This is a genomic window from Citrobacter sp. Cpo040 (assembly GCF_030332915.1).
GTDB lineage: Bacteria > Pseudomonadota > Gammaproteobacteria > Enterobacterales > Enterobacteriaceae > Citrobacter > Citrobacter portucalensis.
In genome coordinates this window covers 185,093-199,349 of the sequence record NZ_JAOWGX010000037.1, presented here as the reverse complement: position 1 = coordinate 199,349, position 14,257 = coordinate 185,093, and the positions used below count along the sequence as shown (strand labels likewise).

15 protein-coding genes are annotated in these 14,257 nt (G+C 53.5%); 4 read left to right on the top strand and 11 right to left on the bottom strand.

The annotated features are described in order from the left end of the window. Positions 1-33: 33 nt before the first annotated feature. From OGX86_RS19525 to OGX86_RS19505, 5 genes are all read right to left on the bottom strand, one after another. A complete protein-coding gene (locus tag OGX86_RS19525) occupies positions 34-756 on the bottom strand; it encodes a cysteine hydrolase family protein (protein ID WP_081365275.1) in 723 nt (240 codons plus the stop codon). 163 nt (positions 757-919) lie between these two features. After that, positions 920-1,771, bottom strand: a complete 852-nt coding sequence (gene sitD, locus OGX86_RS19520) for an iron/manganese ABC transporter permease subunit SitD (RefSeq protein WP_286640446.1) — start codon at positions 1,769-1,771, stop codon at positions 920-922. Then, entirely contained in the window at positions 1,768-2,625 is an 858-nt protein-coding gene (gene sitC / locus OGX86_RS19515; protein ID WP_008785642.1) for an iron/manganese ABC transporter permease subunit SitC, read from the bottom strand. Before sitC ends, sitD begins: the two co-directional genes overlap by 4 nt. 2 nt (positions 2,626-2,627) lie before the next feature. Beyond that, the gene (gene sitB / locus OGX86_RS19510; RefSeq protein ID WP_286640445.1) at positions 2,628-3,443 is read right to left on the bottom strand and encodes an iron/manganese ABC transporter ATP-binding protein SitB; all 816 of its coding nucleotides are present in this window, start codon (positions 3,441-3,443) and stop codon (positions 2,628-2,630) included. Beyond that, on the bottom strand, positions 3,440-4,357 hold the full coding sequence (locus tag OGX86_RS19505; RefSeq protein WP_136392282.1) for a metal ABC transporter substrate-binding protein: 918 nt from the start codon (positions 4,355-4,357) through the stop codon (positions 3,440-3,442). The genes sitB and OGX86_RS19505 overlap by 4 nt, the downstream gene beginning before the upstream one ends. A gap of 187 nt (positions 4,358-4,544) precedes the next feature. On the opposite strand from OGX86_RS19505, the gene OGX86_RS19500 reads away from it, so the two are divergent. Next, positions 4,545-4,889: a nitrous oxide-stimulated promoter family protein gene (locus OGX86_RS19500; protein ID WP_003825888.1), complete on the top strand. Its 345-nt coding sequence runs from the start codon at positions 4,545-4,547 to the stop codon at positions 4,887-4,889. Positions 4,890-4,983: 94 nt separating this feature from the next. On the opposite strand, the gene flhA is transcribed toward OGX86_RS19500, so the two are convergent. The 6 genes from flhA to hypA form a co-directional block, all read right to left on the bottom strand. Beyond that, entirely contained in the window at positions 4,984-7,062 is a 2,079-nt protein-coding gene (gene flhA, locus OGX86_RS19495) for a formate hydrogenlyase transcriptional activator FlhA (protein ID WP_048225275.1), read from the bottom strand. Positions 7,063-7,280: 218 nt separating this feature from the next. Beyond that, on the bottom strand, positions 7,281-8,291 hold the full coding sequence (gene hypE / locus OGX86_RS19490) for a hydrogenase expression/formation protein HypE (protein ID WP_048225272.1): 1,011 nt from the start codon (positions 8,289-8,291) through the stop codon (positions 7,281-7,283). Continuing rightward, positions 8,288-9,409: a hydrogenase formation protein HypD gene (hypD, locus tag OGX86_RS19485; protein WP_103014823.1), complete on the bottom strand. Its 1,122-nt coding sequence runs from the start codon at positions 9,407-9,409 to the stop codon at positions 8,288-8,290. Before hypD ends, hypE begins: the two co-directional genes overlap by 4 nt. After that, on the bottom strand, positions 9,410-9,682 hold the full coding sequence (gene hypC / locus OGX86_RS19480; protein ID WP_003037411.1) for a hydrogenase 3 maturation protein HypC: 273 nt from the start codon (positions 9,680-9,682) through the stop codon (positions 9,410-9,412). Further along, positions 9,673-10,545: a hydrogenase nickel incorporation protein HypB gene (hypB, locus tag OGX86_RS19475; RefSeq protein ID WP_003037409.1), complete on the bottom strand. Its 873-nt coding sequence runs from the start codon at positions 10,543-10,545 to the stop codon at positions 9,673-9,675. Before hypB ends, hypC begins: the two co-directional genes overlap by 10 nt. A 103-nt stretch (positions 10,546-10,648) precedes the next feature. Further along, positions 10,649-11,020 (bottom strand): hydrogenase maturation nickel metallochaperone HypA, encoded by a 372-nt coding sequence (gene hypA / locus OGX86_RS19470; protein WP_008785634.1) that lies wholly within the window; start codon positions 11,018-11,020, stop codon positions 10,649-10,651. A 198-nt stretch (positions 11,021-11,218) separates the two neighbouring features. Here hypA and hycA point away from each other — a divergent pair, with 198 nt between their 5' ends. From hycA to hycC, 3 genes are all read left to right on the top strand, one after another. Beyond that, a complete protein-coding gene (hycA, locus tag OGX86_RS19465) occupies positions 11,219-11,677 on the top strand; it encodes a formate hydrogenlyase regulator HycA (protein ID WP_008785633.1) in 459 nt (152 codons plus the stop codon). Between the two features lie 143 nt (positions 11,678-11,820). Next, positions 11,821-12,432 carry a formate hydrogenlyase subunit HycB gene (hycB, locus tag OGX86_RS19460; RefSeq protein ID WP_003825909.1) on the top strand — a complete coding sequence of 204 codons (612 nt, stop codon included), beginning with the start codon at positions 11,821-11,823 and terminating at the stop codon, positions 12,430-12,432. Then, positions 12,429-14,255, top strand: coding sequence for a formate hydrogenlyase subunit 3 (gene hycC / locus OGX86_RS19455; RefSeq protein WP_003825912.1), 1,827 nt, complete (start codon positions 12,429-12,431; stop codon positions 14,253-14,255). The genes hycB and hycC overlap by 4 nt, the downstream gene beginning before the upstream one ends. Positions 14,256-14,257: the final 2 nt, after the last annotated feature.

Below are 14,257 nucleotides of genomic sequence, written 5' to 3'. Positions count from 1 at the left end.
TACAATTACCCTCGGTAACCGTACTCATAGCTATTACTTAGCTGCTGCCTTTACCTTTTCAACCGTGGTGTCGGTGTCCCATAAATCATTGGCAATGATGCGGTAGTTGGTTAGAGCGGCGAGATAACCGTCACCTTCCGGAATGCGCGGACCCGCTGTCGCATCTTTAACGACGACAACTTCAAAACCTTGCTCAATCAATTCACGCATATGGGATTCAATACACAGATTGGCAGCCATACCGGCGAGAATGACCTGTGAGACACCGCGTTTTCTTAATTGCAGTACCAGGTCGTTGGTTTCTGGTCCGAAAATCTTATGCGGTGAGGCAATGACCGTTTCGCCATCATAAATATATGGCTTAAACTGCGGTAAAAAGTCTGCGCCGGAATTTTCAAAATTCTCCATCGTCAGTGGACCTTTACGATTGAACATTCCAGTGCCGTGCATAAATGTTTCTCCCGGTGCGGTAGATTGCCATTTATGGTCGTGCGGAAAGTAATAATGTGGAGAAATAAAAACAGGCAGTTGTGCTTCTTTTGCCATTTTGAACAACGTCTCGAGGTTTTCTACAGTATTATTTTCAATAATGCTGTCTTTAAAAACCTCCCAGCCAATACCCTGAGGACTTAAAAAATCGATCTGTGGATCGACTACCACCAACGCAGCTTCCTTATTATTAAGTGTTATACCTTTGCGTGGTAAGCCATAGGCCTCTGGTTCAGAATAGATTTCAGACATGCTCATCTTGCTCATAAAATTTACCTGTATTTTTATCTAATGTGATAGTGACTATCTGATTATTAAATAGCGCTGGTAAATATGGCATGGTTTCAGAACGGGGCATTTGTTCAGGACGCTGGGAATATTGTCATTACGTATTCTAATAACGATAGCGGGCATATCACTGCCCACTCCGTCAGAGGTCGTATTGCTGGCGTCGCCGTTCTAAACGACGATCGCGCAGGGTGGAATAAATAAAGGTCATCACAAACAGTAGTGAAAATAGTACGACGATGGTGGGGGCCGGTGCACTGTCGATGAAAAAAGACAGGTACACGCCCATAAACGAGGTAACGACCGACATAATCACCGCCAGCCACAAGGCGTGGGAAAATTTCCGCGTCATTAAAATCGCAATGGCGCCAGGCGCAATCAGTAAGGAGATCGACAAAACAATCCCTACTGATTTTAGCGTGGCGACAATCGTCAGGGCGATCATGCACAGTAGGCCGTAATGTAGCAGTGCAGTGTTAAGCCCACTGGCCTTTGCCTGATGCGGGTCGAACGCATGCAGCAGCAGATCTTTCCACTTAAGCCCAATAATAAGCGCTATCCCAAGCGTAATAACCGCGGTTTGTATGATGTCGCTGAACGATACGCCCAGCATGTCGCCGAACAGAATATGATCGAGATGGACTTCTGACTGGATAGAGACGTACAGCACCAGTCCTGCACCAAACATGCCGGAAAAGACGATTCCCATCAGGGTATCGCGTTTGATGCGGCTGTTATCGTCGAGATAACCCGTCGCCACAGCACAGAACAGCCCGGCGATAAATGCGCCAATTGCCAGTGGGATGCCCGCAATCCACGCCAGTACAATTCCCGGGAAAACCGCGTGGCTCATTGCATCGCCCATCAGCGCCCAGCCTTTGAGTACTAAAAATACAGACAGCAGCGCGCAGGGCACGGCGACAATGGTGGAGATGACCAGCGCATTGACCATAAAACCAAACTGAAAGGGTTCCAACAGCGTTGCTAAGATCATACTGACTCCTTGTTCACCAGACGGGCGCGGCGGCGATTAGCCAGCAGACCGTGTTTTGGCGCGAAGACAAATGCCAGTAGGAACAGCAGCGTTTGCAGAACGACAATAATTCCGCCGGTTGCACCGTCCAGCCAGTAGCTCAGCCAGGCGCCGAAAAAGCTGGTCAGGCTGCCAATAGCTACGGCGATAGTGAGCAGGCGTGGAAAACGATCGGTCAGCAGCCAGGCCGTTGCACCGGGCGTAACCACCAGGCATATCACCAGAAATGCGCCGACGGTTTGCAGCGCGGCGACCGTGGAAACGGAGAGCAGCGTAAAAAATAACAGCTTCAACCGGCCCGGATTCAGACCGATAGAGCGCGCGTGGTTTTCATCAAAAAAAACCACCATCAGATCTTTCCACTTCAAAAACAGGATGGTTAGCGAAATAACCCCGATGATGGCCAGTTGTAGAATATCTTCTGGCGCAATCGCCAGCACGTTGCCGAGAATGATGGTCTGAATGTTCACCGACATCGGATTGAGCGACACCATAAACAGCCCGATACCGAAAAAAGACGAAAAAATCAGTCCGATAATCGCATCTTCCTTCAGGCGCGAACGTTGATTAAGAAACAGCATACTGCCCGCCGCCAGTCCGCCGGAAAGGAATGCGCCAAGCGCGAAGGGAAGCCCTAACATATAAGCGCCTGCCACGCCCGGCACGATAGAGTGCGACAGCGCATCGCCAATCAGCGACCAGCCTTTGAGCATCAGATAGCAGGAGAGAAACGCACACAGGCCACCGACCATCGCCGAGACCCACATGGCGTTGAGCATGTACTGGTAGCCAAACGGCTCCGTTAGCCAGTTCATGGTTATTCCCCCTCGTTTGCCGTGCGTCGCGAAATAAACGGGCGTTCATCATCGGTAATCACATGTTGCTCACCGCCGCTCAGCGCAACGTGACGCAGTACGCCGCTGAATGCCAGTTCGAGATTCTCGGGGGTAAAGGTGGTTTCGGTGGGTCCACTTGCCAGCACCGTGCCCTTAATCATCACCGTGTAATCACAAAACTCGGTGACGGATCCCAGATTATGGGTAGAGACCAGCATGGTTCGACCCTCATCACGCAGTTCACGCAGCAGGTCGATGATCCGGGCCTCGGTTTTTACATCCACACCGGTAAAGGGTTCATCCAGTAAAATAACCTGTCCGTCCTGTGCGATGGCCCTTGCCAGAAAAACACGCTTTTTCTGCCCACCGGACAGTTCACCTATTTGACGATGGCGATAATCCAGCATATCAACCCGCGCCAGCGCCGCATCTACGCAGGTGTGGTCAATTTGTTTTGGTCGACGCAGCCAGCCCATATGGCCAAAGCGTCCCATCATCACCACATCTTCCACCAGTACCGGAAACGACCAGTCCACCTCTTCTGACTGGGGGACATAGGCGATCAGATTCTGTTTGAGCGCCTTATTTACCGGCTGTTGCAGAATTGAGATTTCCCCCTGCGCCAGGCGGACAAAACCCATCAGCGCTTTAAAAAGCGTTGATTTTCCCGAACCGTTTACGCCGACCAGAGCGGCAATTGAGCCGCCTGGAACCTGAAAAGTGGCGTCCCGCAATGCGGTATGACCGTTGCGATACGTCACCGTAACCTGATTTACGGTAATCGCAGAGTGACTCATGGTTGGCTCTCCAGACCCTTGTTGATGCCGTTAACAATGGTTTGCGTGGTGACGCGCAGTAAATCCAGATAGGTCGGTACCGGACCATCGGCAGTGCTGAGCGAATCGACATACAGCACGCCGCCGTAATGCGCGCCAGACTCACGGGCAACCTGACGCGCTGGTTTGTCGGACACGGTGCTTTCGCTAAATACCGTTGGGATATGATGCGCTCTGATGGCATCGATAACCTTGCGTACCTGCTTGGGCGTACCCTGCTGATCGGCATTGATCGGCCACAGATACAGCTCCTTGAGATTGTTATCACGAGCTAAATAAGAGAATGCGCCTTCGCTGGTGACCAGCCAGCGTTTATCAGCAGGGAGCTTTGCCAGTTCTGTATGCAGTGGCGCCAGAGTCTGCTGGATTTTCGCTTTATAATTCTGCGCATTATTCTGGTAGGTTGCGGCATTGTCCGGATCGTATTTGATCAGCGCATCACGAATGTTATCCACGTAGATAAGCGCGTTCTCTGCTGACATCCAGGCATGCGGGTTTGGTTTACCGTTGTACGGCCCTTCGCTGATGCCCATTGGCTGCACGCCGTTTGAGACCATCACTTCCGGTACGCCGGACAAATTTTGGTAGAAGCGGGCAAACCATAGTTCGAGGTTTAGACCGTTGGAGAGAATAAGCTGTGCGCCTTGCGCCCGTTTGATATCGCCTGGGGTTGGTTGATATTCGTGAATTTCAGCCCCCGGTTTGGTGATAGAACTAACGTCCGCCGCGTCACCTGCTACATTGCTTGCCATATCGGCAATCACCGTAAAGGTGGTTACCACTTTGAATTTTTCTTTCGCCCAGGCGGGTGACAGCGTCAGCGCTGTTAACACGCTGGCAAGGAGAAATGACTTCAGATGGGGCAGATGCGGCATAGTATCCCTCGCAACAAGGTGGTTAATTTATCATCGAATATAGCCTTTGCTATGTTATATAGCACATGGCATAAACAAATGAAAATAATTCTTATTTGCGTAGGTTGCTAAGGATGTATCACCTTCAGGTAATAGTTCTGTGCTTAGTTAAGGTGTATTATTTATGCAACTTAATTGTGGAGGCATCATGTCCGGCAAACGCATTGCACGTGAAAAAATGACGATCCAGAGAATGATTTCGCTCTACGAAAGCCAGTGTCCGCAGGCTTCAGACGAGCCGGGGCATTACGATGCGTTATTTGCCTATGCGCAAAAACGCCTCGACAAGTGCGTATTTGGTGAGGAAAAACCGGCCTGTAAACAGTGTCCTGTGCACTGTTATCAACCTGCTAAACGCGAAGAGATGAAGCAAATTATGCGTTGGGCTGGACCGAGAATGCTCTGGCGTCACCCGATTCTGACCGTACGTCACCTGATTGATGACAAACGTCCAGTGCCGGAGTTACCGGAGAAGTACCAGCGGAAGAAGTAATTCTATGCCGGATGGCGGCGATGCCTTATCCGGCCTACGAGGTAAACGCCTCCGTCATGTAGGCCCGATAAGCGTAGCGCTATCGGGCAATCAGTTAAACCAGTGCATCCTTATCAATGCCTAATCTCTTCATGCGTGAGAGTAACGTTGTACGTTTCAGCCCCAGCCTTTGTGCCGCGCCTTTGGGACCGGCAACCACCCCGTTGGTTTCTTTCAGTACGCGCATAATCAACTGGTATTCATCTTCACCGTCCTGCGCGACTTCGGTTGCCACCGGAGGCGTAGACGGCGTCAAAGGGGCAATATCCGGAAGGGATAGTTGCAGCACGTTGCCCCGGGTAAGCAGAACCGCACGTTCTACCACGTTTTCCAGCTCACGCACGTTACCCGGCCATTCCATACAGCTCAGCGTGCGCAGAGCCTCGGCGGGAATACTGTCGATATTGCGTCCCATCCGACGAGCAATTTTAAAGGTGAAGGCTTTTACCAGCAGCGGAATATCTTCCGGGCGCTCACGCAGCGGCGGCAGATGGATCGGGAAGACGTTCAGTCGGTAATACAGATCGTTACGAAATTCGCGATCGGCAACCATCTTCTTCAGATCGCGGTTGGTGGCGGCGATCAAACGGACATCGGTCTGGATCAGCTTATTACTGCCCAGACGTTCAAATTCCTGCTCTTGCAGAACCCGCAGTAGCTTAGGCTGAAGCTCCAGCGGCATATCGCCAACTTCATCGAGGAACAGCGAACTTTTATCTGCCAGCTCGAAACGACCAATCCGCTGCGTGCTGGCACCGGTAAACGCGCCACGCTCATGACCAAACAGATCGCTTTCCAGTAATCCGGCAGGCATTGCCGCGCAGTTCATCTTCACCATCCGGCGGGCGTTACGTCCGCTCAGGTTGTGAATGGCTCGTGCGATCAGCTCTTTACCCGTTCCGGTCTCACCCAGAATCAAGACGGTGCTGTCGCTTTGCGCCACCATTTCGACCTGCTTGAGTACGCTGTACATCGCTTCGCTGCGACCAATGATTTCGCCGAACTCACTCTCTACATTGTTGAGTTGTTCAGTCAACGCCAGGTTTTCATCGACCAGACGTTCCTTCAGGCGGTGAATTTCCTGGTAGGCTAGCGCGTTATCCACGGCAATTGCCACACGCTCGGCAATCTGGCGCAATAGCTTGAGGTTGGCGGTAGTGAAAACTTTCTCTTCGCACTGTGCCAGCTTGAGTACGCCGAGCATAGTATTGCCGGACATCAGCGGTAGCAGACACAGGGTTTGTAGCTGGTTGCCCCAGGTTTCGAACAGCATCCGTTCGTAAGGGGCAAGGATGTCACGTTCGCTCAGGTTGATCAGCAGCATCTCTTTGCTTTTGAAGACCCGTTCAGAGAGCGTTCCCGCTTCGTCCACTTCACTCTGTTCGTGTGCCGGATGATGTTCATCCAGATAGTGAGTGGAATAGATACTGAGTTTATTTTTGCGATCGCTGCGTAACACGATGCTGATGGCATCGATGTCGAAGTAGTGGTGGATCTCTTTGGCGACTTCGCTGACCAGCTCATCAATATCCAGTCGGGAGAGCACGGCATTGGTGATGGCGACCAGGATGCGAAAGTTGTCACGCTCACGACACAGCAGATCGTAATCGACGTTGTTGCTGACTCTGCTTTGAATTTGTTCAGCAACGACGCCGACTATCTGAGTGAAGGTCTGTAGACGGTTATATTCTTTTTCACTCCACGGACGGTCTTCGTTACGGATGAATTCGCAACCGCCAAAGATGCGCCCATCTGCCGCCAGTGGCAGCAGGCAGTAGTGGCCAAATTCAGAATACAGTCCACCTGAAGCCAATTGTGGCCATGTTTCCGTAAACTCATGATAGTTGCAGTGCAACGCATCAGGGCGAGACAAAATGCGGCGTACCGGACCATGTGCCAGCACCGTTTCGTCTTCATAATCGATGGGTCTACCATTTTCACGCGTTGCAAAATAACGCGCACGTTGCGTTTGTGCCTGCCATAAGACAATAGCCGCGCAGTCGGCCAGCGCTGAACGCTTGACCAGCTGCGAAAGCGCCTCGCTAAGAGACGGGAGATCGGGCTGCTGTAATAATGTACGAGTAATATCGAACAGGCCTTGCTGTCCGAGGTCACTCATCGGTGTATACGACATATTGCTTTTCCAGGGAAAGCACCGCAGAACGGTGCGAAAACGGTAAATGAATTATAGGTATAAGTCGTAAATTATTGCCGGATGGCTGACCGCAAACTCGCTGGTCACGCAATCCGTAGGCCTGATAAGCAAAGCGCCATCAGGCGTTATGCAGCGTTAATGCCGGATAGTGACGCAAATGCGTCTTATCCGGCCTACAGCATGCTGCCAACCGGCTGCTAGCATATACGAGGTAATGGTTCGGCGTGTGGTAAATCGAGGGTTCGTTTCACGCCGTAGAGTCCGGCAAGACGAACACCTTTGCGTTCGACCACTTCACCAATCATTGCAGCATCGCACCCTAACGGATGCGCGCGCAGCGCGGCAAGTACGGTTTCAGCGGCCTGACGCTCAACGGCAATCACCAGTTTGCCTTCGTTGGCAAAGTTGAGCGCATCCAGACCCAGCAGCTCGCAAACGCCACGCACCGCAGGCTTCACGGGCAGGGCCGCTTCAGACAGCTCAATACCAAATCCACATGATGCGGCAAACTCATGCGTCACCGCATTCACGCCGCCACGGGTGGCGTCACGCAGCGCCTTCACACCAGGAATATCACGCAGCGTCTGGATAAGAGGTGTTAACACCGCGCAGTCGCTGACCAGTTCGCCATCCAGACCCAATTGCTCGCGTAGGTTAAGGATAGTTGCGCCGTGATCGCCAAGCGAACCACTGACCAGCAGCACATCACCCACGCCGAGAGTCTGTGCACCCCAGTGAATGTTGGCGGGAATTGCCCCCATTCCGGCAGTGTTAATGAACAGTTTGTCTGCTGCACCACGCTGCACGACTTTGGTATCGCCAGTCACGATGGCGATGCCTGCTTCGCGCGCGGTTGCTGCCATGCTGTTAACAACGGTTTTCAGTGTCTCCATCGGCAGACCCTCTTCGAGGATAAAACCGCAGGAGAGGTAGCGTGGAATAGCTCCGCTGACCGCGACATCGTTAGCCGTACCACAGATGGCCAGCTTGCCGATATTGCCGCCGGGGAAGAACAACGGATCGATAACGTAGCTGTCAGTTGAAAACGCCAGACGGTCGCCTTCTGCCACCAGTTGTGCCAGTTCCAGACGCGCCTGATCTTCTTGTTCCGCCAGCCACGGATTTGCGAAAGCCTCCATAAACAGACTGTTGATCAACTGCTGCATAGCCTGACCGCCGCTACCGTGGGCGAGTTGTACGCTGCTCATGCTTCACACTCCTGCTGACGATACTGATACCAGGCGGCACATGCGCCTTCTGAGGAGACCATCAGGGCGCCAAACGCGGTCTCCGGGTTACACGTTTTGCCAAATAACGGGCACTGATGTGGTTTACATCTGCCCGTCAGCACTTCCCCACAACGCGCGCGCGGATCGTCATATACCTGCTGCGGCGCTGGCTGGAAATGTGCTTCGGCATCAAAGCGATGATAGTCCGGCGTCAGGTGAACGCCAGAGGATTCGATAACGCCCAGACCGCGCCATTCGCTGTCACCATTGACGCAGAACACCTCGGCAATGGCCTGCTGCGCTAACGCGTTACCGGCATCCGGTACCACGCGGCGGTACTGGTTTTCTACCTGGCTTTGGGCTGCAATTTTCTGCTCAATTAACATCACTACGCCTTGCAGGAGATCAAGCGGTTCGAAACCGGCGACCACCAGCGGGCGATGGAAATCTGAAGCAATGAAGTTGTAGGCGTCGGTGCCAATCACCATGCTGACGTGGCCCGGCGCTAAAAAGGCGTCGATACCGTTGTCCGGCTGTTCCAGCAGGCTGCGCAGCGTAGGGATAAGCGTGATGTGCTGGCAGAAAAAGTAAAAGTTCTGCACGTCACGCTGCTTTGCCTGTTGCAGGGTGATAGCGGTCGTTGGCATTGTGGTTTCAAAACCCAGGCCAAAGAACACCACTTTACGCGTTGGGTTTTCCTGCGCCAGCTTCAGTGCATCCATCGGTGAGTAGACGATGCGGATATCCGCACCACGCGCCTTGGCTTGCAGTAGGGAGCCTTGCTTACCCGGGACGCGCATAGCGTCGCCAAAGGTGCAGAAAATTACTTCTGGATGGCTGGCAATTTCTACACAGCTGTCGATTCTGCCCATCGGCAGAACGCAAACCGGGCAACCCGGACCATGAATAAACTCCACGTTTTCCGGTAGCAACTGGTCGAGCCCGAATTTGAAGATAGCGTGGGTATGACCACCACAAACTTCCATGATCCGCAGCGGGCGTTCAGCCGTGTAGGAGAGGTGGGCGGCACGTTCGCACAGGTGCTCTATCAACTGCATCACCTGTTCTGGTGCGCGGTATTCGTCAACAAAACGCATTTATTTTTCCTCGCCGTACAGCAACGCGCCGACATCCGGCTCAACGTCAAACATGTTTTGCAGCGCGTCGAGCGTATCGCGCGCTTCAGCTTCATTAATGATGCTCATGGCAAAACCGACGTGGACCAGTACCCACTGGCCGAGGCGCGGTTGGCCATGTTCATCACAGCTACCGACCAGCGTCAGGTCGACGTCGCGCTGAATACCGCAGACGTCGACTTTGGCCTGGTTGCCATCAATGGTGCGGATTTGACCCGGAACACCTATGCACATCGCTGCGTCTCCAGCCAGGAGAGCCATTGATCCATCCCTTCACCACTGGTGGCGGAAATTAGGATAATCTCAATCCCCGGGTTCACTTCCCGGGCGCTGGCAATGCATTTTTCAACGTCAAAATTGAGGTACGGCAGTAGATCCACTTTGTTGAGCAGCATCAGCGATGCGGCGGCAAACATATGCGGGTATTTCAGCGGTTTGTCTTCACCTTCGGTTACTGAAAGCACGGCCACTTTATGGCGCTCGCCGAGGTCGAAGCTGGCCGGGCAGACCAGGTTGCCGACGTTTTCAATGAACAGAATACCGTTATCGTCAAGCGGCAAACGCGGCGCGGCGTCAGCAATCATTTGTGCGTCAAGGTGACAACCTTTACCGGTGTTGACCTGAATGGCGGGTGTGCCTGTGGCGCGAATACGGGCGGCATCGTTCACCGTTTGCTGGTCACCTTCAATAACGGCGCACGGCACGCTATCTTTCAGCTTCATCAGCGTTTCGGTCAGCAGGGTAGTTTTACCAGAGCCCGGGCTTGAAACAAGGTTCAGCACCAGATGCTGACGGGCCGCAAAGCGGGCACGGTTGCGCTCGGCGAGGCGGTTGTTTTTGTCCAGTACGTCAATTTCCACTTCCAGCATACGGCGTTGGCTCATACCTGGTGCGTGGGTTCCGGCCTCACCGTGACCGTAGTGCAAATCGCCTTCTTCGGTCTGGCTCGGTGTGAAATTTGAGGTCTTCACACCGGTAATATTCAGCGCCGGACGAGCCGCCGGGGCAAATGGCGCGCTGCGAAACGCCGAGTGGGGATTATGCTCATCACCCTCTATATATAGGTTGCCTTCAGCGCAACCACATGTCGTACACATCGCTCACTCCTGATCTTTTTACTTGCGATACATCTGTTGCCGGATGGCTACGTTGCCTTATCCGGCCTACAAACGAGCTGTTTCTGTAGGCTGGATAAGACGCTTAAGCGTCGCCATCCGGCGCTGGAGTTTCATCTATTTCAATACGTCGAATCTGTAAGCCGTCATCGGCCACAATTCTCAGCATATCGCTGTTGCATTGCGGACATCGGCGCACGCGTTGCGTCAGTAACGTGACGTATTGCTGACAAGATTCGCACCAACATTCGGCTTCTTGTTCTTCGAGGTGGAGTTTACAACCTTCTGCAAGGGTCCCGCGGCATACCAGATCAAAACAAAAGGAGAGAGCGCTGGTTTCTACGCAAGAAAATGCGCCAATTTTGAGCCAGACCCCAGTTACTCGCTTAGCACCGTGTTGCGTGGCCTGTTGTTCAATCAATTCCAGTGCCCGTTGGCAGAGGGTTATTTCGTGCATACCGCCTCCTGTGAAGTTGCCGTAGTAAAAGCAATAAGCATGCCAGGTTGATTTTTTTCATTCGTGACAATGACGACGATGACGAAATGACATGTCGTCACCCGCCTTTGATTTTTTATCTATATGAAAATTAAGTGATTTAATTTTGGCATGAAATGTGCTTAAGGCTGTTCATCTCTGCTAAACGGGTAACCTGACATGACTATTTGGGAAATAAGCGAAAAAGCCGATTACATCGCTGAACGGCATCGTCGCCTACAGGACCAGTGGCGTATTTACTGCAACTCGCTGGTTCAGGGGATCACCCTGTCAAAAGCGCGTTTGCATCATGCGATGAGCTGCGCACCGGACAAGGATCTTTGCTTCGTCCTTTTTGAACACTTCACTATCTACGTCACGCTGGCGGACGGCTTTAACAGCCATACCATCGAATACTACGTCGAAACGAAAGACGGTGATGATAAGCAGCTGATTGCACAGGCAGAATTGACTATCGACGGTAAGGTCGATGAGCGTATTAGCAACCGCGATCGCGAGCAGGTGCTGGAGCACTATCTCGAAAAAATCGCCACCGTCTACGACAGCCTGTACACCGCGGTTGAGAACAATATGCCGGTGAATTTAAGCCAGCTGGTTGAGGGACATAGCCCGGCTTAAGCCTCGGGTGCTGCCCACTTTGTCATGGTGCGGTCTACATACTGCGTCACGACGTTTTAGGGAATGGGCATGTCGAAAAATGTCGAAATGACATTTGGTAGACATGTTTTCGTCAAAAATGACTATCACCTGAGGAATGCCTGGTGAATCGTTTTGTAATTGCTGACTCCACTCTTTGTATTGGCTGCCACACCTGTGAAGCCGCCTGCTCAGAGACACATCGCCAGCATGGCCTGCAGTCAATGCCGCGCCTGAAAGTGATGTTAAATGAAAAAGAATCCGCGCCGCAGCTTTGCCACCAGTGTGAAGATGCGCCTTGCGCCACCGTGTGTCCGGTTAATGCCATTAACCGCGTTGATGGCGCCGTACAGCTGAACGAAAGCCTGTGCGTAAGCTGCAAACTGTGCGGGATCGCTTGTCCGTTTGGCGCGATAGAGTTTTCCGGTAGCCGTCCGCTACACATTCCGGCAAACGCCAATACGCCAAAAGCGCCTCCGGCTCCGCCAGCGCCTGCTCGCGTGAGTTCGCTGTTGGACTGGGTTCCTGGCGTTCGTGCCATCGCGGTGAAATGCGATCTGTGTAGTTTTGACGAGCAAGGTCCTGCCTGCGTGCGCATGTGTCCGACCAAAGCCCTGCATCTGGTGAGCAACATGGATATCGCCCGCGCCAGCAAACGTAAGCGTGAGCTGACTTTCAATACCGATTTCGGCGATCTCACCTTGTTTCAGCAGGCTCAGAGTGGGGATGCAAAATGAGCGCAATTTCACTGATTAACAGCGGCGTGGCCTGGTTTACGGCTGCGGCGGTTCTGGCATTTCTGTTTTCATTTCATAAATCGCTGAGCGGATGGATTGCTGGGGTTGGCGGTGCGGTCGGCAGCCTGTGTACGGCAGCCGCGGGTTTTACCGTTCTGACTAATGCGCTGGCAGTGAGCGGCGTGATGCCGTTTATTGGTCACAGTCTGCAAATTACTCCGCTGAATGCTATCTGGCTGATTACACTGGGCCTGTGCGGCCTGTTTGTCAGCCTGTACAACATTGACTGGCATCGTCATCCGCAGGTGAAAGCTAACGGCCTGCTGGTGAATCTGCTGATGGCCGCGGCGGTATGTGCGGTGGTTGCCAGTAACCTCGGTACGCTGGTGGTGATGGCGGAAATCATGGCGCTGTGTGCCGTGTTCCTCACCGGATGCAGTAAAGAAGGCAAACTGTGGTTTGCGCTGGGGCGTATTGGTACGCTGCTGCTGGCGGTCGCCTGCTACCTGGTGTGGCAACGTTACGGCACTCTGGAGCTGCGTCTGCTAGACCTGCGCACCCAGGAGCTGCCGCTCGGATCTGACATCTGGCTGCTGGGCGTGGCAGGTTTTGGCCTGCTGGCCGGGATTATTCCGCTGCACGGTTGGGTGCCACAGGCACACGCCAATGCCAGCGCACCGGCTGCGGCGCTGTTCTCTACCGTCGTCATGAAGGTTGGTCTGCTGGGTATTCTCTCCCTGTCGCTGCTGGGCGGTAACGCGCCGCTGTGGTGGGGGATTACGCTGCTGGTGCTGGGCATGATCACCGCGTTTGTTGGCGGTCTGTATGCGCTGATGGAACACAACATCCAGCGCCTGCTGGCGTACCACACGCTGGAAAACATCGGCATTATTCTGCTGGGTCTGGGCGCTGGCGTGACCGGAATTTCCCTGAATCAACCTGCGCTGATTGCGCTGGGTTTGACCGGCGGTCTGTACCACCTGGTAAACCACAGCCTGTTCAAAAGCGTTCTGTTCCTGGGTGCAGGCAGCATCTGGTTCCGTACCGGTCATCGTGATATCGAAAAACTGGGCGGTATCGGTAAACGTATGCCGGTTATCTCGCTGGCGATGCTGGTTGGTCTGATGGCGATGGCCGCACTGCCGCCGCTGAACGGTTTTGCCGGTGAGTGGGTTATCTACCAGTCCTTCTTTAAGCTTGGCAACAGCGGCGCGTTTGTCGGTAGCCTGTTAGGGCCGTTGCTGGCGGTAGGGCTGGCAATTACCGGCGCGCTGGCGGTGATGTGTATGGCGAAAGTCTATGGCGTTACGTTCCTTGGCGCACCGCGCACGAAGGAAGCTGAAAATGCCTGCTGCGCGCCAATCCTGATGGGAGTGAGCGTCGTCGCGCTGGCTATATGCTGCGTGATTGGCGGCGTTGCTGCGCCGTGGCTGCTGCCGATGATCTCCTCCGCCGTTCCGCTGCCGTTGGAAACCGCGAACACCACCGTTTCTCAGCCAATGATCACGCTGCTGCTGATCGCGTGTCCGCTGCTGCCGTTCATCATCATGGCCATTTTCAAAGGCAACCGTCTGCCGTCGCGTTCACGCGGTGCGGCATGGGTGTGTGGCTACGATCACGAGCAGTCAATGGTTATTACCGCGCACGGTTTTGCCATGCCGGTGAAAGAAGCCTTTGCCCCGGTACTCAAACTGCGTAAATGGCTGAACCCGGTATCACTGGTTCCGGGCTGGCAGAATGCGGCTGCACCGGTGCTTTTCCGTCGCCTGGCGCTGATTGAGCTGGCGGTGCTGGTGGTGATTGTGGTTTCTCGAGGAGCCTGAGA